The sequence below is a fragment of the Enterobacter sp. 61D5 genome, from assembly GCF_034107965.1.
Taxonomy (GTDB): domain Bacteria; phylum Pseudomonadota; class Gammaproteobacteria; order Enterobacterales; family Enterobacteriaceae; genus Enterobacter; species Enterobacter cloacae_M.
The window spans coordinates 33,208-56,707 of record NZ_JAWNFK010000020.1 but is presented as its reverse complement, the minus strand read 5'-3'; the positions used below and the strand labels follow the sequence as shown (position 1 = coordinate 56,707).

At 49.1% G+C, this 23,500-nt stretch carries 22 protein-coding genes, 1 tRNA gene and 3 pseudogenes; 16 read left to right on the top strand and 10 right to left on the bottom strand.

The window, feature by feature from the left end:
• Positions 1-14 precede the first annotated feature (14 nt).
• Positions 15-1,124: an AI-2E family transporter gene (locus UTM25_RS18105; RefSeq protein ID WP_194399666.1), complete on the top strand. Its 1,110-nt coding sequence runs from the start codon at positions 15-17 to the stop codon at positions 1,122-1,124.
• 118 nt (positions 1,125-1,242) lie between these two features.
• The gene (locus tag UTM25_RS18100) at positions 1,243-3,027 is read left to right on the top strand and encodes a diguanylate cyclase (protein ID WP_194399665.1); all 1,785 of its coding nucleotides are present in this window, start codon (positions 1,243-1,245) and stop codon (positions 3,025-3,027) included.
• Between the two features lie 12 nt (positions 3,028-3,039).
• Here UTM25_RS18100 and UTM25_RS18095 read toward each other — a convergent pair whose 3' ends face one another.
• Positions 3,040-3,444, bottom strand: coding sequence for a helix-turn-helix domain-containing protein (locus UTM25_RS18095; RefSeq protein WP_194399664.1), 405 nt, complete (start codon positions 3,442-3,444; stop codon positions 3,040-3,042).
• A gap of 123 nt (positions 3,445-3,567) precedes the next feature.
• Positions 3,568-4,212, bottom strand: a complete 645-nt coding sequence (locus UTM25_RS18090; protein WP_001547746.1) for a TetR/AcrR family transcriptional regulator — start codon at positions 4,210-4,212, stop codon at positions 3,568-3,570.
• A 269-nt stretch (positions 4,213-4,481) separates the two neighbouring features.
• Here UTM25_RS18090 and UTM25_RS18085 point away from each other — a divergent pair, with 269 nt between their 5' ends.
• The 10 genes and pseudogenes from UTM25_RS18085 to UTM25_RS18040 form a co-directional block, all read left to right on the top strand.
• On the top strand, positions 4,482-5,888 hold the full coding sequence (locus UTM25_RS18085; protein ID WP_194399663.1) for an efflux transporter outer membrane subunit: 1,407 nt from the start codon (positions 4,482-4,484) through the stop codon (positions 5,886-5,888).
• Positions 5,889-5,937: 49 nt separating this feature from the next.
• A complete protein-coding gene (locus tag UTM25_RS18080; protein WP_047742741.1) occupies positions 5,938-7,080 on the top strand; it encodes an HlyD family efflux transporter periplasmic adaptor subunit in 1,143 nt (380 codons plus the stop codon).
• A gap of 13 nt (positions 7,081-7,093) precedes the next feature.
• Positions 7,094-8,638, top strand: a complete 1,545-nt coding sequence (locus tag UTM25_RS18075) for a DHA2 family efflux MFS transporter permease subunit (protein WP_233469375.1) — start codon at positions 7,094-7,096, stop codon at positions 8,636-8,638.
• A 48-nt stretch (positions 8,639-8,686) separates the two neighbouring features.
• A complete protein-coding gene (locus UTM25_RS18070; RefSeq protein WP_194399662.1) occupies positions 8,687-8,983 on the top strand; it encodes a hypothetical protein in 297 nt (98 codons plus the stop codon).
• Between the two features lie 99 nt (positions 8,984-9,082).
• Positions 9,083-9,424: a hypothetical protein gene (locus UTM25_RS18065; RefSeq protein ID WP_194399661.1), complete on the top strand. Its 342-nt coding sequence runs from the start codon at positions 9,083-9,085 to the stop codon at positions 9,422-9,424.
• A gap of 3 nt (positions 9,425-9,427) precedes the next feature.
• On the top strand, positions 9,428-9,778 hold the full coding sequence (locus tag UTM25_RS18060) for a potassium channel family protein (protein WP_194399660.1): 351 nt from the start codon (positions 9,428-9,430) through the stop codon (positions 9,776-9,778).
• Positions 9,779-10,454: 676 nt separating this feature from the next.
• Entirely contained in the window at positions 10,455-10,949 is a 495-nt protein-coding gene (locus tag UTM25_RS18055) for a molybdopterin-dependent oxidoreductase (protein WP_194399659.1), read from the top strand.
• A gap of 17 nt (positions 10,950-10,966) precedes the next feature.
• Positions 10,967-12,898 (top strand): putative bifunctional diguanylate cyclase/phosphodiesterase, encoded by a 1,932-nt coding sequence (locus UTM25_RS18050; RefSeq protein ID WP_194399658.1) that lies wholly within the window; start codon positions 10,967-10,969, stop codon positions 12,896-12,898.
• A 63-nt stretch (positions 12,899-12,961) separates the two neighbouring features.
• Positions 12,962-13,630, top strand: coding sequence for a type A chloramphenicol O-acetyltransferase (catA, locus tag UTM25_RS18045; RefSeq protein ID WP_194399657.1), 669 nt, complete (start codon positions 12,962-12,964; stop codon positions 13,628-13,630).
• Between the two features lie 3 nt (positions 13,631-13,633).
• Positions 13,634-13,752: pseudogene (locus UTM25_RS18040) on the top strand (IS3 family transposase); the annotation flags it as partial.
• 21 nt (positions 13,753-13,773) lie between these two features.
• Here UTM25_RS18040 and UTM25_RS18035 read toward each other — a convergent pair.
• Positions 13,774-14,385: a helix-turn-helix transcriptional regulator gene (locus UTM25_RS18035; RefSeq protein ID WP_194399656.1), complete on the bottom strand. Its 612-nt coding sequence runs from the start codon at positions 14,383-14,385 to the stop codon at positions 13,774-13,776.
• A gap of 479 nt (positions 14,386-14,864) precedes the next feature.
• Between UTM25_RS18035 and UTM25_RS18030 the strand changes: the two genes are divergently transcribed.
• A complete protein-coding gene (locus UTM25_RS18030) occupies positions 14,865-15,125 on the top strand; it encodes a hypothetical protein (protein WP_320715140.1) in 261 nt (86 codons plus the stop codon).
• Positions 15,126-15,382: 257 nt separating this feature from the next.
• Positions 15,383-15,523: pseudogene (locus tag UTM25_RS18025) on the top strand (transposase); the annotation flags it as partial.
• 37 nt (positions 15,524-15,560) lie between these two features.
• Here the strand turns inward: UTM25_RS18025 and UTM25_RS18020 are convergent.
• Positions 15,561-15,671: pseudogene (locus UTM25_RS18020) on the bottom strand (IS3 family transposase); the annotation flags it as partial.
• 295 nt (positions 15,672-15,966) lie between these two features.
• Here UTM25_RS18020 and UTM25_RS18015 point away from each other — a divergent pair.
• A complete protein-coding gene (locus tag UTM25_RS18015; RefSeq protein ID WP_194399655.1) occupies positions 15,967-16,773 on the top strand; it encodes a DUF4225 domain-containing protein in 807 nt (268 codons plus the stop codon).
• Here the strand turns inward: UTM25_RS18015 and UTM25_RS18010 are convergent.
• From UTM25_RS18010 to proB, 4 genes are all read right to left on the bottom strand, one after another.
• Positions 16,770-17,084, bottom strand: a complete 315-nt coding sequence (locus UTM25_RS18010; protein ID WP_194399654.1) for a hypothetical protein — start codon at positions 17,082-17,084, stop codon at positions 16,770-16,772. The genes UTM25_RS18015 and UTM25_RS18010 overlap by 4 nt on opposite strands.
• 576 nt (positions 17,085-17,660) lie before the next feature.
• Positions 17,661-17,736: transfer RNA gene (locus UTM25_RS18005), tRNA-Thr, on the bottom strand.
• A 111-nt stretch (positions 17,737-17,847) separates the two neighbouring features.
• Entirely contained in the window at positions 17,848-19,101 is a 1,254-nt protein-coding gene (gene proA, locus UTM25_RS18000) for a glutamate-5-semialdehyde dehydrogenase (RefSeq protein WP_032661683.1), read from the bottom strand.
• Positions 19,102-19,112: 11 nt separating this feature from the next.
• Positions 19,113-20,216 carry a glutamate 5-kinase gene (proB, locus tag UTM25_RS17995; RefSeq protein WP_023310508.1) on the bottom strand — a complete coding sequence of 368 codons (1,104 nt, stop codon included), beginning with the start codon at positions 20,214-20,216 and terminating at the stop codon, positions 19,113-19,115.
• 304 nt (positions 20,217-20,520) lie between these two features.
• Between proB and phoE the strand changes: the two genes are divergently transcribed.
• Entirely contained in the window at positions 20,521-21,573 is a 1,053-nt protein-coding gene (gene phoE, locus UTM25_RS17990; protein WP_047648644.1) for a phosphoporin PhoE, read from the top strand.
• A 151-nt stretch (positions 21,574-21,724) separates the two neighbouring features.
• Here phoE and crl read toward each other — a convergent pair whose 3' ends face one another.
• On the bottom strand, positions 21,725-22,126 hold the full coding sequence (gene crl, locus UTM25_RS17985) for a sigma factor-binding protein Crl (protein ID WP_023310506.1): 402 nt from the start codon (positions 22,124-22,126) through the stop codon (positions 21,725-21,727).
• A 57-nt stretch (positions 22,127-22,183) separates the two neighbouring features.
• Complete coding sequence (gene frsA / locus UTM25_RS17980; RefSeq protein WP_194399653.1) at positions 22,184-23,428, bottom strand: esterase FrsA; 1,245 nt, start codon at positions 23,426-23,428, stop codon at positions 22,184-22,186.
• Positions 23,429-23,500: the final 72 nt, after the last annotated feature.

Below are 23,500 nucleotides of genomic sequence, written 5' to 3'. Positions count from 1 at the left end.
ACCAGGACTGACTAATGCGCTTTAACGGACTGACCAAAGGTTTCTTTATCTTTATTCTCGCCCTCGTAACCTGGGCCTTCTTCGACGTGCTGTCGCCCTACTTCTCCGCGATACTGTGGGCCGCTATTCTGACCGTCATCTTCAACCCGGTAAAAAACAGGCTGCGCGCCGCGCTGGGGGATCGCAACGGGCTGGCCTCGCTGTTGACCATTGGCATTATCTGCCTGATCGTCTTTATTCCGCTGATGGTGATCCTCTCCTCGCTCGCCATTGAGCTGAACGTGGTTTACACGAAGCTTCAGGAGAACAACACCCAGTTCCCGGAAGTGGTGGCAAGCATCTTCAACCATCTGCCTGACTGGGCCAGCGGCTTCCTGGCGGATCACAACCTGACCAACGCCGCGCAGATCCAGAAAAAACTCTCTGATGTCGCCCTGCAGGGCGGGCAGTATCTCGCCGGCAGCGCGTTTCTGATTGGCAAGGGCACGTTTGGCTTTGCGATAAGCTTCGGCATCATGCTTTATCTGCTGTTCTTCCTGCTGAAAGACGGCCCGTATCTGGTGCGCCAGATCCTCGACTCCCTGCCGCTGTCTGATTTCGCCAAGCAGCACCTGTTCGCCAAATTCGTCGGCGTATCGCGAGCCACGGTAAAAGGAACGGCGGCGGTGGCAGTGGTTCAGGGCATACTCGGCGGGGTTGCGTTTGCTATTGCCGGTATTGACGGCAGCGTGCTCTGGGGCGCGCTGATGGCCTTCCTCTCGCTGGTACCCGCCATCGGCTCGGCGATTGTCTGGGTGCCCGCCGCCATCTTCCTGTTCGCCACCCACCAGCTTTGGCAAGGACTGTTTATTGTCGGCTTCTTCGTGATTATCGTCGGGCTGGTGGACAACATCCTGCGCCCGCTGCTGGTGGGGAAAGACACCAAAATGCCGGACTACCTGATTTTGATCTCCACCCTTGGCGGCATGGAGCTGTACGGCATTAACGGCTTTGTGATTGGGCCGCTCATCGCCGCGCTGTTTATCGCCTGCTGGAACCTCTTTTCAGGGCGAGATCATGCAGGTAACGCCGAAGAGCTGGACGCGGATTTCATCGAAGAAGGAAAAAACCCTCCAGAATTGTGAGGATGTGACGATAAAGACCACACCAGGCGGCGCTGTGCCGCCTTTTTTTCGCCTTAAATCAGACGTTTTCTATAATTTGAAGAACGCCATCCTACTCATGTCGTAAAAGGATCATCTGGTGCGAATCGCGACGATAACAAACTGGGCCTATGGTGCCACAGTCTGCCTGACCATCGCCTCAGGCGTCATCATGCTGATGGCGTCAAGTGCTGACACTGCTGAACGTCAGGCCGTTGAACAACGCCAGCGTTTTGATGAGCTTACGGAAGATATCGAAACCGATGCCTGGGTGCAGTCGAATTTAGCACGCCTCTACGTCATCAAAAAAGATCCGCAAACGTTGAAGGAATATAGCCAGTCAGAGAACAACCTGAAGCGCGTTGAACTCCGGCTTGAAAAGCTACGGGACAACGGTGCATCGGATGATGAGCTGTCCCTGCTGCGCGAAGGCATAAAAATCATTGATGAACTGCAGGACGAGCAGCAGATGGCACTAACGAGCGCGGCGCAGGGAGAAGATGCGCAGGCCGTTGCGCTACTCTACGGTGCGCCCTATGAGCAGGAGCTTGAGCGCGCACAAAACCAGATCGATCACTTCCGCCAGATACTCGACAAGCGCGTCATCGTCTCCGTTCAGGAGGCGACAAAAAAATCGAAAGCGCTGCGTACGGCCTCTGAGCTTATGGTCGGCCTGACCGCCCTGCTGTTCCTGTTTGTTCTCGGCTTTATATTGAAGCGCCGCGTGCTGCGCCCCGTGGTGCGCCTGAGCGACGTGGTACACCGTCTGGCATCGCAGGATTACGCGGTTGAAACGCCCAATTTCAACCAGATTGATGAAATTGGCGATATGGCCCAGGCCATCCGCATCTTCCGTGAAAACGGCCTTGCGCGACAACGTCTGGAAAGAGAGCGCGATGCCGACTGGGCCATCCGCGAGCTGCTGGCGCGCATGACCCAGCGGCTGCAGGGGTGTGAGAACTTTAACGATGTGATTAACGTGGCGGAGCTGTTTGCGCCTAATATCGCGCCGGGGATTGCGGGCCGACTTTACGTCCTTGACCGCGATCCGTGGCAGATGCGCTGCGTCGCGCAATGGCTTTCACCGGTTGGTGAAGAGACGAGCTTCCATCCGGATGAGTGCTGGGCCGTGCGCCGCGGGCAGAGCCACCCGCCGGTAAACGGTGAGCCGGATATCGCCTGCTATCATCTTCCGGCATCACAGGCGGAAAGTTCCCTGTGCGTGCCGCTTATCGCCCAGGGCGAGGCCATTGGCCTGCTCTCCTTCCAGAATATTACGGCGGATAATGCCCCTTCCCGCGCGTTTCTGGAACTGATGGCCGAGGCGCTCGGGCTGGCGCTGGCCAACCAACGGCTGCGCGACGCGTTGCTGGAAAAAGCCTTGTTCGACCCGCTCACGGGCCTGCGTAATCGTCATCATCTGGAAAATACCCTGCAAACCCAAACGGCACAGGCGATGCGTACCGGCGAGCCGTTAAGCTGCATGATGATCGACATCGATCACTTCAAGAGCATCAATGACCGCTTCGGCCATGAAGCGGGCGATCGGGTGATTAAAAGCGTGGCGTCAATTGTCCAGCGGGCTGCCCATGACAACGGACTCGCATTCCGCTACGGGGGCGAGGAGTTTCTGGTGCTGCTTCCAGGTGCCGATGAACCAGAGGCGTACGCCTGCGCGCAGAAGATTTACACCGGCGTACATGAGCTGTCGATTCGCTACGGGCTGACCGAGATTGGGCCGGTGGACGTGTCGATTGGCATTGCCAGCTACCCGCAACATGCCCAGACTGACAACCTGCTGCGCGCCGCGGATGTGGCCTTGTACCGGGCGAAAGAGTTGGGCCGCGCGCGGATTGTGAGCTTTGGGATGCTGGAGGCGGGTTAGCGGATTATCGCTTTATTCGCGTGTTACCTCAGTAATCAACATCGACAATCCATTCATGTAGTGACTTTTTTTAGCCAGCTCGCGGTATTTGGTTGGGGAGAGCCCATATTGATTCGAGAACGCTCTGCTGAACGTTGACGGCTCCTCGTATCCTAACATCGAGAATATATCTGAAACAGAGAGCTGCGTATGTCTGAGCATATGCGCGGCTTTTTCAAGTTTCCGGCTTCGGATATAGAGACCTATACTTATGCCACACTCCTGGCGAAAGTTCCGCTGAATGTAAGCCAATGAATAACCGGATTTCCGCGCCACATCTAAAACGGTAATGGGCCGGTATAAATTCGAGTCAATCCAGTGAGTAAGAGACTTAATTACAGCTTCACGATCTTTTAAGAGAGTAAACTTTATACACATAAGTATCCACGAAATTTTATTTACAAGAAGGCCGTTGGCAAAGTCATCCAATGACAATTGAAAATAAATATTCCTAAAAGAAAAATCACCCTAATAATAGGGTGAAAGAACGCTTACTGTATTTTAGAAAGATGTCTTTGCTACATCCTCAATTTTTTCAGGACCATACAGTTTCATAAACGCATTAACGGAGGCCTGTGCTTTCATGACGATTTCACTTTCGTCAGGCTGATCCTTCCTTGCTTTTAAAAGCAAGGGTTCCAGTATGTCGGCCTGGAGAAGAGAACGAAAATACTCAGCCGCCAGCACAGGATCGTCTTTTCTTAAAATATTTTGATTCATTAAATCGGTAAAAAGCGCCGAAACATTTGAACGCAATTTTTGCATTCGCGCATAATATAATTCTCCGATACCCGATCTTCCGGCCTCGGAAATCATTAATCTTTGCAAATCCACAATATCCGGAGAGCAAATATAGCGTAAAAAGGCAACGGCAAATTGCTCGATGACCAGCTGTGGTGATTTTCTGAAAAGGCGCACCTGCCCCGCAGTTTCAATAGTCATGCTCTTTATATACTGTTCAGTTTCTGAAGACATGCATTCGACAAATAGCTCTTCTTTCGAAGAAAAGTGACTGTAAATTGTCGATTTTGAGCCACCAACAATCGCGTTAATCTCTGAGATAGACGTGGCATCAAATCCCTTTTGTCGAAACAGTCCGGATGCGACTTCCAGAATCTGTTGCCGTTTAAGCGCTCTTTTATCCATATGTTTCCTCGTTAGTTTAGGTGCCTGGCCGGGGCCAACACTTTTTGTTCTCTGATTTCGGAATCACGTCAGATAGTAGGGTTCGTAATCGTACTGACCAGTACATTTTCATTTGACGGCGCTCATAAGTCAAGATATAAAGTGTACCGTACTGTACGGTACTTCATTTGAACTACTCTATGAACAGCATGATGAGCGTACTGATGAAAGGTTTTCAGGAGACACTTCCGAGGTGTCGCATTTCCGGTTTAACCCGGTCCAGGATAGTGATGAGCTGTGTTGTCATTTCCGCCATCAGTATGAGCGGATGCGCCATGATCCCCGATCCTGGCACCCCACCGCCTATGAAGACGGTCACACAACTTAAAAGCGATCAAAGTTTCCCGCCTCAGAACGGCCAGTGGCCGAAAGATTACTGGTGGAAGAAATACGGTGACGAGCAGCTCAACGGGCTGATTGATGACGCGCTTAAAAATTCCCCCACGCTTAACATCGCCGAAGCCCGCGTGAAGCAGGCCCAGGCGATGACGCAAAGCGCGAGCGGATCGCTTTTCCCTGAGGTCACCGCAAACGCCAGCTTTATGCGGGACAAAATGAGTTACAACTATGTGACGCCTGAAAGCGCAACGCCTCAAAACTGGAACAGCTATGGGCGCACCACGCTTGATATGAGCTGGGAAATTGATTTTTGGGGTAAAAACCGCGCCGCGCTCGCGGCTGCGACGTCTGGTGAAATGGCGGCGGTGGCGGAAGAAGCACAAACAAGATTGGTGCTCTCTTCTTCTATTGTTACCGTTTACGCGGAGCTGGCGCATTTATACACCGTTCGCGAAACGCTTAACGACACCCTCACTATACGAACCAGTACGCTCGCGTTATTCCAGCAACGACATGACGCGGGGCTTGAAGATTTATCCAGCCTTCAACAGGTCGAGACGCGTCAACTCAACGCAAAAGCAAACCTGGTGGCAATAGATGAAGCTATTGCGATCAAAAAACATGAGCTCGCTGCACTGATCGGCGATGGGCCTGACAGATCGCTGGCAATCACCGCGCCTAAGGCAACGCTTTTAGCGCATGAGGAACTTCCTCCGAATATTGCGTTGGATCTGATTGGTCGACGTCCTGATATTGTCGCGGCACGTTTACGCGCCGAGGCGGCAGCAGAGCAAATCAAACAGAAAAAAGCCGGTTTTTACCCAAGCGTTAATCTGGTTGCCTTTGCCGGGTTCCAGTCATTGGGTATTAACAACCTTACCCGGAGTGGCTCAGCAATTGGCAGCTTTGGCCCGGCCATATCGTTGCCAATATTTAATACGCAGAAGCTCCAGGGTGATTTGAAATACGCCAGCGGTGAATATGACATTGCAGTGCAGGTTTATAACGACACGTTAACGAATGCACTTCGGGAAGTGAGCGATGCGCTCACCAGCAGAGCCTCTCTTAAAGACGAGATGCTTTATTCTCAGGGCGCAGTCACGTCGGCAGAAAAGGCGTATTCCCTCACCAAACAAAGGTATGAAGGAAAGGTCGCTGATTATCTGGACGTCTTGTCCTCGGAAGATGAGCTGGTTGCGGCCCGCCGAAAATTAGCCGATGTAAATTCTCGCGCCTTTACGATTGACGTCGCATTAGCGCGCGCATTAGGCGGCGGATATACCTCTAACAAACAGTGATTTTTTAACACCAGGTTAATTACTAAATAGTGGAAAGAAAGGAAATAAAATGAGTCATTCTGCAGCTATTGAAAATCAAAATATTGAATCATCCGATATCAAGAAGAAAAAAAGAAAACGTTTATTCTCTTATCTCGCATTAAGCATCGCGCTGGCTGGCGCAGGCTCGTTCGCATACTGGGAATTAGTGGGTTCCCGATATGTTGAAACCGATAACGCCTATACCGATGTCGAGTCCGCTCAGCTCTCTTCCGCGATCACCGGTACGGTAAATGCCATCCTGGTCACGGATTCTCAGGTGGTAAAAAAAGGCGATGTTCTGATCCAGCTGGATCCTACTGACGCAGAGTTAGCGCTTAATCAGGCGGAAGCAAACCTGAACCTGGCCATTCGGCGGGTAAATGGATATAAGGCCACCGACACAAAACTCGGCGCAGAAGTTGTGGCAAATGAAAAAGAGCAAAAACGTCTGCTGGCCCAGGTTGATGCCGCAAACGCTGACTTCCAGCGCGCGACGGTTGACCTCAAGCGACGCGAAGCGTTAATGCAGACGGGCGCGATTTCAGGCGACGAGCTGACGCGTATTCAAAACGTTTACGCTTCCGCACTGGCAAACCTGAATGCCGCTAAAGCCGCCGTGGCGCAAGCAGATGCAGCAAGACAGGCGGCTGTGGGCGCAAGACAGGCGAATGCCGTGATGATTGAGGATGCAAATACCGAAACCAACCCGGAAGTCGCTCTCGCCAGAGCCAAGCGCGATCAGGCCAGGCTGGATCTGGAAAGAACCGTGATCCGTTCGCCAGTCGATGGCGTGGTTGCTCGTCGCCAGGTCGAGCTTGGACAACGCGTCCAGCCTTCCACACCGTTATTGTCCGTAGTGCCGGTGCAGCAAATTCACGTCAATGCCAACTTCAAGGAAGTTCAGCTCCAGCATGTGAAAGTGGGACAAAAGGTAGAACTGGTGAGCGATCTGTATGGCGATAGCGTGCCTTTCCATGGAACGGTAGAAGGCTTTGATGGCGGCACCGGCGCAGCGTTTTCAATTATTCCGGCGCAGAACGCAACGGGTAACTGGATAAAGGTTGTTCAGCGTTTGCCGGTGCGCATCAAACTCAATGCTGATGAGCTTGCGGCGCATCCGTTGCGGGTTGGTCTGTCCATGAAAGCGACAGTTAACTTAAAAAGTGAATAACGGAAACCAGGCCATGTCTACATTAGTTATCGATAATCAGCCGCCTTCGCTGAAAGGCGGTATGTTATGGATTGGTGCCCTGGTACTTGCAATGGCTAACTTTTTAGCCGTGCTCAACATGACCATTGCAAACGTCACTCAACCCAACATGGCTGGTGCCCTGGGCGCAGGGACCAGCCAGGGCACGTGGATCATCACGGCCTATGCTGTGGCTGAAGCCATTACGGTACCGCTATCAGGATGGTTAACCACACGGTTCGGCGGCGTGCGCGTTTTCTCCGTTTCCGTGTTCATGTTCGGTATTTTCTCTTTGCTTTGCGGCCTTTCCACTTCGCTGGGAATGCTGCTGCTGATGAGGGTTTTTCAGGGCATGGCGGGAGGCCCCCTGATGGCCTTATCGCAAACGTTACTGCTGCGTATTTTCCCGAAAGAAAAATCCATGCAGGCGACGGGATTATGGGCGATGACAACATTGCTCGCGCCCGTAATAGGCCCGGTGCTGGGTGGCTGGATTTGCGATCATTACAGCTGGTCGTGGGTGTTTATCATCAACGTCCCGATGGCAATCGCTTTTTCAGTCGTGGCGTGGTCAGTACTGAAAATCTTCGAAGATACGCTGGTTAATAACTCTATTGATATCGTTGGGTTTATTTTATTGGTGATCTGGGTGGGTGCCCTGCAGATCATGCTCGATGAAGGGAAAGACCTTGACTGGTTTGCCTCAGAAGAAATTTGCGTTCTGGCGATTATTGCCTGTATCGGCTTCTTAAGTTTCTGCATCTGGGAGCTGACCGCTGAACATCCGATCGTCGATATCAGAGTGTTTCGCCATCGCGGTTTTTCGGCCAGCATGTTTGTGCTCGCACTCGCGTTTGGATGTTTTTTTGGTCTGAATGTCCTCACGCCTTTGTGGCTACAATATAACTTAGGGTATACAACAACATGGGCAGGGATTGTGGTGGCCTGGGGCGGACTTCTGCAGGTGGTATTTTCTCCGGTTGCCGCTAACCTTTCTAACAAAATCGATCCGCGCATTCTTATCTTCTTTGGCTGCGCCTGGCTGGGTCTCGACACCTTCTGGCGATCCTATGCGACGACCGATATGGACTACTGGTCCATCTGCGTACCTTTGTTATTCATGGGCGTTGGCATGCCGCTGTACTATGTCCCGATTACGGGGCTTGCAATGGGCTCTGTAGATGAAACGGAAATGGCTTCAGCCGCGGGGCTAATGAACTTTGTTCGAACGTTATCGGGTGCGTTTGCCACATCGCTCGTGACGACGTCATGGCAGGACCAGCGCTATATAGCACATGACAAACTGGCGTCCGTCGTCGACCCTACTGGCGATCTCTCGCACTACATTAGTTCGGCCCCTCAGCAAGGTGGACAATTTGCGCGCGAGCTTTTTGACAAGATGGTAAACAGCCAGAGCATGATGCTGTCAACCAATAATCTGATGATGTCGATCGGCGTGATATTTTTTATCGCTGCATTTGCAATTGCATTAGCGCCTAAACCTTCACGCGTGGTGGATGCCGCGTCTGTAGGGCACTGATATTTATTCAGCACAAGGACGTGAGTATCAAAAAACAGAGAAAATCTGATGGACAGTAAATCATACTCGCTGGGCAGTCGGGATATTCTGTACAAGAAAATATTCCTTTCAATTTCCGAAATGAAATACCTTGAAAGGGAAATAAAAAAGTTCAGCTGGTTAGAACGTACTTTTTTAAGAAAAAAAGAGTTCTATAAAATGCAATATCAAAAAAGCAAATGTGACAGCAATTTCTTTAGGTTTATCAACAGCGGACAGGACAGCCAGAATACGTTAATTCATATCCTTGAACAATTACCTGAGAATCATCCTGACAGAACATGGCTGACGGGCTTTCTGCTTTGAAACCATCGGGCAAGTAACGTAATAAGCCGCAAGCCGTTTCCCGGCTGATTCACATTCCGGATGTGACATATATAAAAACGCTAAATTCAGGTTAACATCATGAAAATGAGTGACTTTCAATGTCTTATTGAAAAGAAAAGCGATTATAAGGATGTTTGTCTCACCATTCTTCTAATACTGCAGGTTTTAACCATTTTTATCATTTCACCCGTTACGGAGAGCGAACATAAAAACTATCACTGGCTAAACAATGCGTTGTTCTCAGCAATGGCCTTGATTTCGGTATTCATTGTTACGAAGGATATAAAAAGGTATCTGGCTATCCTCAGTTTTTCTTTTTGTCTTGTCGGGTTGGCCGTCGGGTCAACAACGACCACGCACAAAACCACAGGGGTACTGGTTCTCCTGTCAGGGATTTTTTTCTGTCTCAACGTGAGCTGAATTGTGGCGAAACAGGTTTTCGATGAGGGTGTTGTGACGCTTCATCGCATTCGCGGCGCCATGGTTATCTATCTGAATATCTCACTTTTGTTTGCGCTGCTGGACTGTTTACTGGTGGGATTCATTCCAGATGCATATACAGGAATATCGGACGATAACTCAATTGAAACGATGCTTTACTTCAGCCTGACCACGCTAACCACCCTTGGCTATGGAGATATTCTGGCAATACATCCTTTTGCACGAAATCTGGCGATGCTTGAAGCGGTGATGGGGCAATTCTATATGGGAACAATGATCGCTATTTTAGTCGGTTTACATATAGCACAGAGGACTCCTGCGTCAAAAAAGTGAATAAACGCTATTTTTAACATGCCGGATATATATCATTTTGCTGGCAGAAAAAAGTGGACGCTTCTCAGTGGAAGAAGCGTCCAAAAATCAGGCAATTATTCAGACACAGATTGAAACCGTAAACTGACGATCTCATCGATAATATCTCACAACCCCTTCTCTTCATTATTTACATTTTCTGCCATGGCATAAGAAAAAGCTCATTCTGCAGGCGTTAATGTTTTTAGCAGGCGTGCTGCCCGCGCAAACCGGCAGGATAGTATTCATCCCGTCGGGAGCTGCGTAACCAGTGGCTTTTCACGTGAGTTGGACGAATTGTGCACAGCGCCGTCCGCGCCACTTCCAGGAGGGCGATACACGCGAAGAGCCGATGCTGAGCGGTTGCACGCTCGCCGTTTCATCACGGGTAAAATCAGTGGTGTAAGATGATTACAATCAATAAAAGCGATCGTTTTTTAAACACAAGAGAGCTTATGCAAGCAACTTTAGCTTTTCTCAAAAAGTTAAGCGTCATCAGACTGTCTTACCCCCTCTCAACAAAAATCACCAAACCATTGATTTCATTGCAATAAAATCAGTAAAAATTCTAAAACCCATTAGTTCTCAACAAAATATATAAACTAGTGTGATATCTAAATTATAATTCTTATACTTCTGTTAAAAAGTGGAGGCCAAAATGCGATTAACCCTACTGCTGTTATGCTGTCTCGTACAAAGTGTAACCTGGGCTGGCGAACTGCCAAAACCAGTTGGTAAACCCATTTTAACGATTTACGGTAATATAGAAAATACCAATGAAAATGGAAAAGCAGTGTTTGATCTCGCCAACCTTGAAAAACTGGGTGTGGTGAGTTTTGAAACGACATCTCCCTGGTATAACGGTCGTACGAAGTTTGAGGGTGTTCCCATGAATAAACTCATGGATTATGTGGGTGCGAAGGGAACTAACGTTAATGTTATTGCGCTCAATGATTACTCTACCGTGATCCCTCTCAGCGACTTTAAAAAATACAACGCCATACTTGCCTTAAAGATCAATGGCGAATATATGCGCATCCGCGATAAAGGCCCATCATTCATTGTATACCCCTATGACAGTCTTCCTGAGTTGAATAATCAGATTTATTACTCGCGTTCAGCATGGCAGGTTAGCAAAATGAAGATTGAGTAGTCGTTCAGGAGAACATAATGAACAGGATACTGGTTGGTATCATTTTTTCTCTTTTTATCACGACAGGATATATTGCATTCCTTGTTTACGATCGACAGCAGGAATTGCAAAAACTGACTCAATACACTGAGTCCTGGTCCGTGGCACAACTGGTATCAGAGTATTACCGTTTTGAATCATGGCTTGGTCTATACGCAACCGATACCGATGACGTTACGATAGACCAAGTCCGCATGCGTCTCGAAATTATGCTAAGCCAGAGCGATTTAATGAAAGGGGGAGATTTAGGTCGCTATATTGACAGCGATAAAGCGCATCAGGAGCTTGCTTTGCGCTTAGAGAAAATACTGAGCTATCTGGATAGCCATCTTGAAAAAATGAGCCACCCAGAGCTACAGGCATACCTGACAAATATGCATGACCTTGATGCGCCGCTTAGCCAGCTTTCAGCCACGGCACTGACGAAAGATATTAACACGGTTAATGAATCCAACCATAAAATACAGATCCTTTACTATATTTACTCCGCGCTTTCATTACTGCTGGTGATATTAAGCTTTATTCTGGGTTTCTTAATGATCTACCAGAATAAAAACATTCTCAAAGCGCACATGCAGGTTAAAAGCCTTGCTGACGAGCTTCAGATATCAAAAGAAACGCTGCAAATTCAGAACTCAAAGCTGGAATATGATGTTTATCATGACTCCCTCACCGGCATGAAAAACCGCCTTTTCTTCTGGGACGATCTCAACAAAATTAACCTTCAGGCAGATAAAAACCACATTCCCGTCACGGTGATGTTATTTGATCTAGACCGCTTCAAAGAGGTCAACGATACCTATGGCCATGATGCCGGAGATTTGCTGTTGAATCAGGTATCCAGACGCCTCACCTCAATGAGCAGCGCCACTGATACGTTTTACCGTTTGGGCGGAGACGAGTTTGCCCTGCTTTCCAGTGGCCTCACTGAAGCAGCAGCGGTTTCTCGGGCCAAAGAAATCAGTGAGCATATCAGCCAGCCCTATACGATTAATAACCAGCTGATAAAAATCGCCACCTGTGTGGGTATTGTTTTATCAGATAATGAACGGCGCTCTGATTATCTTTATAAATTTGCCGATCTGGCGCTCTACGAAGCCAAAAAAGAGGGTTCACAGCAGATAAAAGTCTTCCGTCAGTGGATGCTGCAAAAGCTGCAGGAAAGTAGAACCCTTGAACATGATATGGCACTGGCCATCGATAACCATGAATTCGTTGTTTATTACCAGCCTATTGTCGATTCATTCAGCAATGAAATTTACGGCTATGAAGCGCTTATTCGCTGGATACACCCGGTGAAGGGGCTACTGTCACCCGATTACTTTATTTCCGTCGCGGAGAAAACGGGGATGATCAATCAGATCGGCAAAACCGTGCTGGAGCTTGCCTGCCGGGAAGCGGTTTCCTGGGCGGTTCCGGCAAGGATCTCTGTGAACGTCTCACCCGTTCAGCTGGGCACGAAATCCTTTACGGCAATGGTACAGTCCATCCTGAAGGAGACAGGACTTCCGGCAAACCGTCTTGAATTAGAGGTTACGGAGTCATCGCTCTTCAGCGACAGCAACACGCCGCTCACTATTCTCAAAAAGCTGAGAACGCTGGGTGTAAGAATTTCAATCGATGATTTCGGGACGGGTTATTCGTCGCTCTCACGGCTGAGTGAACTGAATTTTGATAAAATTAAAATCGACAAATCCTTCGTGAACCCGATATCCACGCAGGATGATGCCCTTAATATCGTTAAATTGATAACCGGCATGGCGAAGAGCCTCAATATGAGGGTCATTGCAGAAGGTGTTGAAACCGAAGCGCAGCTTGAACGTCTTCAGGCGCTTGGCTGCGATCTCGTCCAGGGATACCTGTTCGGAAAACCACAGCCTGAGATTGACAGGAAGATTAGATACGGTTGAAATGGTTGCGCGGCTTTTTCTGGCCTAAAACCATTTAGTCGATTGATAATCAAAGGTTAAACAATGAAAAAAACAGCCCCGGCCTATACAACTGTTGATCTATCTCGCTGGGCCAGGAAGGAGCATTTTGAAGTATTCCAGTCATTTGCTGAGTGTACAATTAACCAAACGGTTTTGATCGACATTACCGCGCTGCGAAAACATATCAAAGAAGTCGGCTGGAAGTTTTACCCGACGATTATTTCCCTCCTCTCTAAAATCATGAACCGGCATCCGGAATTCCGTATGGCCATGAAGGACAATGAGCTTGTTATATGGAATGAAATTCATCCCAGCTATACCATTTTCCACCCTGAAACAGAGACCTTTTCGTCATTGTGGAGCCACTTCGACGGCAATATTCAGCACTTCCAGAACACCTATGCGGAAGACGTTGCGCGATATGGCAATAACCTTTCTTACTGGCCTAAGGAAGAGTCACGAGAAAATGTCTTTTTCGTATCGTCTATTCCCTGGGTAACGTTTACGAACTTTACGATGAACATTGCGCACATGAAGAACTTCTTTTCCCCGATGTTCACGTTTGGAAAATACTACGAACAGGATGGAAAAGTGTTGTTGCCTATGGCGGTGCAGGTCCATCATTCCGTGTGCGATGGTTTCCACGTAGCAAGAATGTTTAATGAGCTGCAGGAGATGTGTGATGGGTTGCCGACGAACGTAACATATTAAAAAAGCCGTCGCGGTAACGGTCACAATAACGCGGTTACAGAAAGCTTTTCGAGTTGTTGAAACGCGAGCGGATAAAGAAAGAGTGCTATGGAACGCAGGGAGTGGCCCGTTGCGATACTTTTTTTACATCAAAATTTTAAATATCAATTATCCATCCTTTTTTTACCTTGCAAGTTTTCCAGAAACATAAGCAGCTCAAAGTTACTGGATAACTGATACTTATTCATCACTAAATGTTTTTGGGAATAAACCGTTTTATTGCTTATGCTTAACTCTCTTGCTATATCAGAGATTGCCTGGCCGCGAGACAGACGAGACATAATTCGCATCTGCTGAAGCGATAACACGTTACATTTATTAACGCAGCAACTTCTACACGCGTCAACTCCTGAGTATTTATAAGATTGATTCAATAAGCTTATAATTTTTCTTTGTAGGTCTTTCAAAGACAAATCTCGCCGGATAAATACAATATCGTGAGTACATGTTTTAATGACGCCTGGCGTTTCTTTTTCATGGTCAACAATACCGATGATAATGCTTTCTTTGCGAAATTTTAACTCCGGTGTGCAGGTATAAAACTCCCCAGGCCCAAACCCAATAATGATAACATCTGCTTTACTGACGTTTTCAACATCAAACACCGGCAAGAAATGAATATCCCTCTGATAATGAGATAAAAACAACTCCGACAAAAATAATTTTAAGCTACTCATATAGAGAGTGTCATGATCTCTAATAAGAACATTATGCATAATTAAATCCCGATATTTGTATAAAAAAAGCAGAAGATAAGCATTGAAATAAAGTAAAAAAGTGCTGAGGTATTGCCCTGTTGACTGGCTCTATAGACAGGAGTGTCCAACAACAATAATAACAATAAGTGATATATTACTTCTCATTTTATCTATCGATGAGTACAACCGAGAAGATAAAAAGAAGCCAGGGCTTCAATTCTGGGATTTCTTTTTATCTTCATCGTTGCGTCAATAGGTCCGTAACGTGACTTTCTTTAACTGTCTACACTATCATATTTGTGACGTTACAGTATGAGCAGTCAACATTGCCCCATCTACGTTTGGCCCGTCAGTCAATGTCGACAATAGCTAAAAAAAGTCAGTTATATATTATAGAAACGTTAGCAATCGCGTTAACCTCACCAGGAGGTACATTGTTAGAGAGTCGGTAATAACGCGCTGTCATTGGATAATTATACTCTCAAGTTACACTACCAATGTTTGTCGATTTGCCAATTTCGACAGGGGTATTGTTCTTATCCAGTAACTATATTCCAACCTGCCCCCCCGTTATTTCTGAAGTATTTTTAAACACGCCATTTTCTGCATCCACAGTATCTCCGGTAAAACTCAGTGCGACGTTGGCTGGGGTTGTACAGTTAATAGAAATTGAAAACCCTGTATCACCCGCAGTTACACTTGATGCAAATACACTAGAAGGAACCGTTTCTAGCGTGATATTTATTAATATTAAATAAGTTATATACCCCAGATGATTTGCAACGGAATTCCCTACAGATCTCATGCTGTATAATTCAATATCATATAAAGAGAAAGATTTGCCCTGGCCCTCCAATACTTCGGGGGATAATTTATATATCATCAAAATTGTTTACAACAATTAATACGTACACTTTTAGACATTTGAAACATTGCTCTCTCTCCATTAATTAACACAACACGATGTCAATAATGTTTTCATTAGCAACGTAAGGACATACTCATGACGGGGTGTTTTTCTGACGCCACCTTTTACGCCTGACGTAAGAAGTTCGGTGGCATTGAAGCTACTGAAATAAAACGCCTTAAGTCATTGGATGAAGAGAACGTTCGTCTCAAGAAGTGGCTTGCTGAAGCCATGCTGGATAAGGAAGCATTTGGACTGACCCCACGCCCGTAGACAAATTCTGTCCTCACGATGAGGCCTGTTCGAAGGCCTCCGGACTGACGCCGCCGAGGTGACTGTGGCGCCGGGCCCGGTTGTAGAACACTTCAATGTAATCGAAGATATCGGCCCAGGCTATTGCCGGACAAATTACTATGACCAACCCGCAGGAGGTACAGACGGGGAACTGGAAAACGCTTTGCACGTATCAGAACAGCATCTACATGTTTACAGTGGTGACGCGCTCGCGGTCCCGCTCGTACTCCAGGATGTTTGAAAAGTCGGACAATGAAATATAGAGAATTACCGCGTGGAGTCTCAGGGTTTGATTATGTGTTCGTTCCGCTAAAATCAGACGTTGGGAAATCATTCCCTGTTGTCTTCGACCTTATTGCACGTAAAATGACCAGACACATTTTGGGAAGGAGTCTTTAATGGATATCGCGCTGCTCAACAGGGGCTGGAACAGAACATGGTCAGATACCATGGTAAATCTGGAAGCCCGGAAACTCGTCGAAACAGCAAACCGGCTGTCAGCATTCTATTTGCAAGATGGTCTTACACGAATCAAGTTTGTCGAAGAGATAAAACAGGTTGTAGATAAAGAATTTGAAACAGCACGACGAGCTAAAACCGATGAAGAATGTATTGTATGCATCAAAAATCTTCGTGCTGAAACGGACAACCTGCTTGAACAAGAGCGTCTGTTAAAAACCAAGTCCGCACAGCTTTATGCGAAGGTCGAGTTTGTTAAGGAAAATAATAAAATCGTCGGCTACATGATTTCAGCTATTCATATTGTGGTTTCTGGAATGGCAATTGCTGGCGGTGCGTTGATGGTCGCTACGATGACACCTTTAGGTATGCTGGCAGGGGCTATCCTTGTAACAGATGGCATTAACGGTCTGTCAAAAGAAATCATTCCTGGAATATATGGGAAACAATACAAAACAGAGGGCTTTGTGGCTGATGGCACTATGGAAGCGGCCCAGTTTATGGGTTTCAAGCCTGAAACAGGACTTGCGATTTATAACGCTATTACGTTAACTGCAAGTGTATATAGCATCTTTGGATTAGCCAGAAGACCCGAGGCATGGAGGCTCTTTAAATGGATGCCCCGTGATTTCTATCGCAAGGTCGACACGATGAGCCGTCCCAAATTAACAATGAAAATAGTAGGTTATGGACTTAAGGCTAAAGTAATATTTGACCTGCTTTCTACTGACACATCGAACTATTAGCCTCTGAATTTTCTCCAGAACCGCCAGGATTTGTAAGAAAGGACTGGCGGCTGAATAAATGCAACGATGACTATTGCGATCAGAATTGATATCCCACCACCCACGACGGTTTCTTTCGCAGTAAACAACACTAAAAGGATAAAAACCATCAAACATGCCGATGTTATCCATAAAACAACCCTGAATCGATTAGCCAGATCCTGAATCGCTTCCCCCATGGTTCCGCCGTAGCTTTCAACGTTGTTTTTTATCTTCTGCAAATCTGATGGTGTAAATCCTGAACGTAACAACGCCTCATCAGTCACTTTCATATCGTATCGTCCTTTATCACTCAGAAGTTGTTTCTCAATCACTGATTGTGCCAGCAATAATACTGATGAACTTTATAGCAATCCAGCCGAAACTTTTCGGCAGACTCTATCCTCTTTCTTGTCGTCTGGGTGGTGCCAAGGCATTTCGACCATTTAAGTTTAACGATCCATGATGTTTGTACAATTTATTAGATTTCTAGCAATACAAACCATTTAGCTCCGTGAGCGGTAGGTTAAAACATGTGATAGCCGCTCGCGCCAACTCTTCCCAACATTACGCCTGTTTATTTTCTGCAACGTCATCTCGACGTGTAGAATCATTGAGCGCCGCACGAAGCGCGGAACGAATCGCTAAGGGTTCAAGTGATGTGTTTAGAGAGTCCGGTAACTCTTTCAGCTTCAAGGGATAGTATAATTTCTAATGCTGTTCGGGCTTGCGCCTGGTAACTACCCGCCAGTACGTTGAACAATCCTTGAGCTGATACAACGCAAAGGCGTTTACCAGGTGTTATCAAGGATGATAATTGAAGATGCAATCCGTTAGATACTTTACGCTAAGCGATTCATTTTCTTAGATGGTGCCGATAATAGGAGTCGAACCTACGACCTTCGCATTACGAATGCGCTGCTCTACCAACTGAGCTATATCGGCCCTGAGAGGCCGGTTACGAGCGTAACCACGGGGCAAAAGGTTAGATCTATCCGGGTGATGCGTCAATGCCCTATTGAATCAAACGGCTATTTTTGCATCACCCGTGATTATTTACGCACGAATCGTATCGTCACCGAAGCCGATCCACTTGTACGTGGTCAGCGCTTCCAGTCCCATCGGGCCGCGCGCGTGCAGTTTCTGCGTGCTGACCGCCACCTCGGCGCCGAGGCCGAACTGGCCGCCGTCGGTGAAGCGGGTGGAGGCATTCACATATACCGCTGAAGAATCCACTTCGTTCACGAAGCGATCGGCATTGCGCAGGGTGCGCGTCAGGATCGCGTCAGAATGCTGCGTGCCGTGTTCACGGATGTGCGCAATAGCGTCGTCAAGATCGGCAACGATTTTCACGTTCAGATCCAGTGACAGGAACTCATCGTCGTACTGCTCGGCTTTGACGGGAACAACGTTAGCCGGGCCATTCTGAAGCAGTGCGAGCGCGCTGGCGTCAGCATGCAGCGTCACGCCGCTCTCTGCCATCTGTTTGCTCAGGGCTGGCAGGAAGGTGTTCGCAATATCCTGATGCACCAGCAGCGTTTCTACGGTGTTACAGGTGCTTGGACGCTGGGTTTTCGCGTTAACGATAATCTTCAGCGCCGGTTCAATCTCCGCACTGTCGTCGACAACGATATGACACACGCCGATGCCGCCGGTGATCACCGGAATCGTCGACTGCTCGCGGCACAGCTTGTGCAGGCCCGCGCCACCGCGTGGGATGAGCATGTCGATGTATTTGTCCATGCGCAGCATTTCGTTGACCAGCGCGCGGTCCGGGCTCTCGATCGCCTGTACGGCACCCGCCGGTAAGCCGCACTCTTCCAGCGCCTGCTGAATGACTTTCACCGTCGCGGCGTTGGTGCGCCATGTCTCTTTCCCACCGCGCAGAATAGCGGCGTTACCGGTTTTCAGGCACAGGGACGCAACATCAACCGTCACGTTTGGACGCGCTTCATAAATAACGCCAATAACACCGAGCGGCACGCGGCGGCGCTCAAGGCGTAAACCGCTGTCGAGCAGCCCACCGTCGATCACCTGCCCGACCGGGTCGGCCAGATTGCAGACCTGACGGACATCGTCGGCGATGCCTTTCAGGCGTGCCGGATTCAGCGCCAGACGGTCAAGCATCGCTTCGCTCAAGCCGTTACGACGCGCTTCCAGTAAATCCTGCTCGTTAGCGAGCAAAATCTCCTGGGACTGTGATTCCAGATAATCAGCGATTTTTTCCAGCACGCGGTTTTTCTCGCGGCTGGAAAGGAGCGCCAGTTTGTAAGAGGCAGCCTTCGCGGCGGCGCCCATTTGTTCCAGCATGTTCTGGCTCCTTAACGAATAATCATGTCATCGCGATGAACGGCAACCGGACCATATTCATAGCCCAGAATGGCGTCGATCTGCTGCGAGTGGTGACCCGCGATGCGGCGCAGCGCGTCGCTGTTGTAGCGGCTTACGCCGTGGGCGATGTCGCGGCCTTCGAGGTTACGGATACGGATCACTTCACCACGGGAGAAGTTGCCTGTCACGCTTTTAATTCCTTTAGGAAGTAATGAACTTCCTCGTTCCAGAATCGCGGCGGTTGCCCCTTCATCGACGACGAGTTCGCCAGCAGGAGGCGCGCCAAATATCCAGCGCTTGCGGTTTTCCAGCGGGGATTCCTGGGCGTGGAAGCGGGTGCCGACGGAGATACCTTCCATTACGTCGCCAATCACGCCGGGGCGGCTGCCCGCTGCAATGATGGTGTCGATACCGGCACGGCACGCGACGTCAGCGGCCTGCAGCTTGGTCCCCATACCGCCCGTTCCGAGGCCTGAAACGCTGTCACCGGCGATGGCGCGCAGCGCATCGTCGATGCCCTGAACGTCAGTAATCAGCTCGGCTTCCGGGTTGGAGCGCGGATCGGCGGTGAACAGCCCCTGCTGATCGGTCAGCAGCAGTAATTTATCGGCACCGGCCAGAATCGCGGCCAGCGCCGAGAGGTTATCGTTATCACCCACTTTGATTTCAGCGGTGGCAACGGCATCGTTCTCGTTAATGACCGGAACAATATTGTTGTCCAGCAGCGCGCGCAGGGTATCGCGGGCGTTCAGGAAGCGCTCTCTGTCTTCCATATCCGCACGCGTCAGCAGCATCTGCCCGACGTGAATGCCATAGATGGAGAACAACTGTTCCCAGAGTTGAATGAGTCGGCTTTGCCCCACGGCGGCCAGCAGCTGTTTGGAAGCGATCGTCGCGGGGAGTTCGGGGTAACCCAGGTGTTCACGCCCGGCGGCAATCGCCCCGGAGGTCACAATCACAATACGATGCCCTGCGGCATGCAGCTGAGCGCACTGACGTACAAGCTCAACAATGTGGGCGCGATTTAGGCGGCGCGATCCGCCTGTTAAAACACTGGTACCGAGTTTTACCACCAGCGTCTGGCTGTCACTCATGATTCTCTGCCGTTCAACGATAAGGGAAAGTAATGTCGAACGAACGTTTTAGCAGGAGTCAGCCCCGTTGCCAACTGCCTTAGCACATTGAGAAACACTTTGTTGCGCGGGATCAGGAAGCGTAGCGGGAGAATTTGACACTTTTATTACCGAAATAATAAATCACAGTTTTTTAAAATTATTCTTAGTTTGTCATAAAAGTTTCATTCCAGAACGATAAAACCCTTCCTGTTTTTTCACGGGACTTAGGCATGAGCTTATCGTCCAGCGAATTTTTTAGCGCGTTTATAAGACAGGATCGAAAATGAAAAAGAGCACTCTGGCATTAATGGTTATGGGCGTAGTGGCTTCTGCATCCGTTCACGCAGCTGAAGTTTATAATAAAAATGGTAATAAGCTGGACGTGTACGGCAAAGTGAAAGCCATGCACTACATCAGCGATGATGCCACCAAAGATGGCGATCAGACTTACGTTCGTTTCGGTTTTAAAGGCGAAACGCAGATTAACGATCAGCTGACGGGCTATGGCCGTTGGGAATCTGAATTTGCTGGTAACAAAGCTGAGAGCGACTCCTCTCAGAAGACGCGTCTGGCGTTTGCTGGCCTGAAGCTGAAAAACTTTGGTTCACTGGATTACGGCCGTAACCTGGGTGCCCTGTATGACGTCGAAGCATGGACCGATATGTTCCCTGAATTCGGCGGTGACTCTTCCGCACAAACCGATAACTTCATGACCAAGCGTGCTACCGGCCTGGCGACCTACCGCAATACCGACTTCTTCGGCGCGGTTGACGGTCTGGACATGACGCTGCAGTACCAGGGCAAAAACGAAAACCGTGACGCCAAGAAACAGAACGGCGACGGTTTTGGTACCTCTCTGACCTATGACTTCGGCGGCAGCGATTTCGCCGTCAGCGGCGCCTACACCAACTCTGACCGCACCAACGCTCAGAACCTGCTGGCGCGTGGCCAGGGCCAGAAAGCTGAAGCCTGGGCAACCGGTCTGAAATATGATGCGAACGATATCTATCTGGCTGCAATGTATTCTGAAACCCGCAATATGACGCCAATTTCCGGCGGGTTTGCAAATAAAGCGCAGAACTTTGAAGTTGTCGCGCAATATCAGTTCGACTTTGGTCTGCGCCCGTCCCTGGGCTATGTCCAGTCTAAAGGCAAAGATATTGAAGGTATTGGCGACGAAGATCTGGTGAAATATATTGACGTTGGCGCGACCTATTACTTCAACAAAAATATGTCCACCTTTGTTGATTATAAAATCAACCAGATTGACGACAAAAATAAACTGGGAGTGAGCAGCGATGACATCGTTGCACTGGGTATGACCTACCAGTTCTGATGATGTGAAATAAAAAAACCGGCTTGATGCCGGTTTTTTTATTGTCGGGGATTCATGCGGTCTGGTGCCTTCACCCCGGCCCTCTCCCACGGGGAGAGGGAGAATTTGTAGGCCGGGTAAGGCAAAGCCGCCACCCGGCGCTGTGACACCATCAGGCAGTCAGCTTCACCGCTTCGCTGGAAAAGTCATCCGCGGGTTCGAACTTGAGATCCAGGGTAGCCAGCAGTGCGCGTGCCTTATCGTGAAACTCTTTTAGCGTATATTCCAGACGGTCAATCACTTCCTGATCTTTAATCGTGGTGGCCTGCCAGTTGCCGTCTTTATTAAACAGGCCAAACTGGTAGCTATACGTAAAGCGTTTTTCCTCTGCTTCCATTTCCATCCACCAGCCCCAGAATTCACGTTTTTCGGGTGCAGGCTTCACGTTGACGCATACAGCCAGGCAGTCGAAAAAAAAGCGATTCTCTTCACACTGCTCTTCTCGAATATACGGGCCGAGAGCCATAAACTTCTTAATCAGTCTACTTTTCGGGTGTCCACTCGGTAACGTCATTGCGATCTCCTTTTGTGAAGCCACTGTTTTACCAAACCAGCGAAATTTAGCAATCTATTAACACAATCTCTGAGCGATCCAGCGCGTAATCTCTTTCAGCGCTTTGTCGAAATTCTGATAGACCGGGCTGAACGGCACTTCAAGCAATTTGCCATCCGCAGATGACGAAGTGATTAAGCGAGACTCTTCTTCCGGGCTGAACGGATCGTTTTTCCAGAACCCCGACAGCATCGGCGTTGGGCAGCGACGTCCCAGCAACCCTTGTGTTTTTAACGAGTAGCGATTGAGCTCAACGCGCAGCGCTTCGTCTGATGCATCATGCATGCCAAGACGGCTGGCCAGCACATCAAGGTACATTTCAGGTACGTTCCCCTGGCGAGCAGGATCGCTGAGCAGAGCGTGTACAACAGGGCCGAGGCAGGCGACGGCTTTCAGGCGAGAAGATTCAAGATAAGCCAGACGTACCGCGACGTTCGCGCCGAAACGGAAGCCGAATGCCGCCACGCGGGTGTGGTCAACCCACGGAATGTTTTCCAGCGCTTTTAGCGCATGCTGGTGCAGCAGGCTCGAATCCTGAGTCAGTTTCCATTTGGATGAGAAACCAATTGAGGGCATATCAAGCGTCAGCATCGCGATCCCTTTTGGTGCGAAGTAACGCTCATACAGGCTGTAATAATCAATTTGCAGCGAATCCAGCCCGCCGCACATGAGGACGGTCGGGAACGGACCTTCACCTTCAGGCATATGCAGGAACCCGGTCACGGACGATCCCCCTGAAATGGTGAACTCAAGTTCACGCATCCGGCCTGGCAGACGTTGAGCCGCCTCCTGATAGGCGCGATTCGCCAGCGCCTGAGCCTGCTCAGCCAGTTCATCCCCTTTTAAATGGGGGTACGCGGCAATGCCGTAAAGGTTAGCGGCGTGCAGCCAGTGCTTGCCGCTGCGCGTGGCATCCTCTTCCTGGCTGGCTTTTTGCTGCCAGAGCATCGCCTGTTTAGACCACTCGTAGATCCAGTTTCCGCCACGGTAGCCCACCACCGTATCGTAGAGTTCGCTGTCGGTACGTTCGGCCTCACTCATCACGATACGTGCCTGCACATCAAGGATTTCACGGGGGTCGATACCGCGCCAGACCCACATCAGGCGGTTAATCATACGATACCAGTGGGGCACGTTTTTACCGTCTAACGCGGACTGGACGGCAGGCTGGGTACCCGGATTAAAGCGACGCACCAGCGTCGACGTTTCAGGGTGTTTGAAACGGGGTTTGAAGAGAGTCTCGGTGAGATTCGCCTGCGTCATTGCGTTGCCTCCATGAATACGTCGTATAGAGACTATTGTAACGCGTGGCAGGCCAAAAAGAACAACGCCCGA

Bases quoted from the DNA above. Each gene is read 5' to 3' on its own strand.
- UTM25_RS18095 (WP_194399664.1), bottom strand. From the start codon at position 3,444: ATGTGTATAAAGTTTACTCTCTTAAAAGATCGTGAAGCTGTAATTAAG.
- UTM25_RS18090 (WP_001547746.1), bottom strand. From the start codon at position 4,212: ATGGATAAAAGAGCGCTTAAACGGCAACAGATTCTGGAAGTCGCATCC.
- UTM25_RS18065 (WP_194399661.1), top strand. From the start codon at position 9,083: ATGAAAATGAGTGACTTTCAATGTCTTATTGAAAAGAAAAGCGATTAT.
- UTM25_RS18070 (WP_194399662.1), top strand. From the start codon at position 8,687: ATGGACAGTAAATCATACTCGCTGGGCAGTCGGGATATTCTGTACAAG.
- UTM25_RS18035 (WP_194399656.1), bottom strand. From the start codon at position 14,385: ATGCATAATGTTCTTATTAGAGATCATGACACTCTCTATATGAGTAGC.
- phoE (WP_047648644.1), top strand. From the start codon at position 20,521: ATGAAAAAGAGCACTCTGGCATTAATGGTTATGGGCGTAGTGGCTTCT.
- UTM25_RS18105 (WP_194399666.1), top strand. From the start codon at position 15: ATGCGCTTTAACGGACTGACCAAAGGTTTCTTTATCTTTATTCTCGCC.
- UTM25_RS18055 (WP_194399659.1), top strand. From the start codon at position 10,455: ATGCGATTAACCCTACTGCTGTTATGCTGTCTCGTACAAAGTGTAACC.
- UTM25_RS18010 (WP_194399654.1), bottom strand. From the start codon at position 17,084: ATGAAAGTGACTGATGAGGCGTTGTTACGTTCAGGATTTACACCATCA.
- UTM25_RS18050 (WP_194399658.1), top strand. From the start codon at position 10,967: ATGAACAGGATACTGGTTGGTATCATTTTTTCTCTTTTTATCACGACA.
- frsA (WP_194399653.1), bottom strand. From the start codon at position 23,428: ATGACGCAGGCGAATCTCACCGAGACTCTCTTCAAACCCCGTTTCAAA.
- UTM25_RS18030 (WP_320715140.1), top strand. From the start codon at position 14,865: ATGTTTGTCGATTTGCCAATTTCGACAGGGGTATTGTTCTTATCCAGT.
- UTM25_RS18075 (WP_233469375.1), top strand. From the start codon at position 7,094: ATGTCTACATTAGTTATCGATAATCAGCCGCCTTCGCTGAAAGGCGGT.
- UTM25_RS18015 (WP_194399655.1), top strand. From the start codon at position 15,967: ATGGATATCGCGCTGCTCAACAGGGGCTGGAACAGAACATGGTCAGAT.
- proA (WP_032661683.1), bottom strand. From the start codon at position 19,101: ATGCTGGAACAAATGGGCGCCGCCGCGAAGGCTGCCTCTTACAAACTG.
- UTM25_RS18085 (WP_194399663.1), top strand. From the start codon at position 4,482: ATGAGCTGTGTTGTCATTTCCGCCATCAGTATGAGCGGATGCGCCATG.
- crl (WP_023310506.1), bottom strand. From the start codon at position 22,126: ATGACGTTACCGAGTGGACACCCGAAAAGTAGACTGATTAAGAAGTTT.
- proB (WP_023310508.1), bottom strand. From the start codon at position 20,216: ATGAGTGACAGCCAGACGCTGGTGGTAAAACTCGGTACCAGTGTTTTA.
- UTM25_RS18080 (WP_047742741.1), top strand. From the start codon at position 5,938: ATGAGTCATTCTGCAGCTATTGAAAATCAAAATATTGAATCATCCGAT.
- catA (WP_194399657.1), top strand. From the start codon at position 12,962: ATGAAAAAAACAGCCCCGGCCTATACAACTGTTGATCTATCTCGCTGG.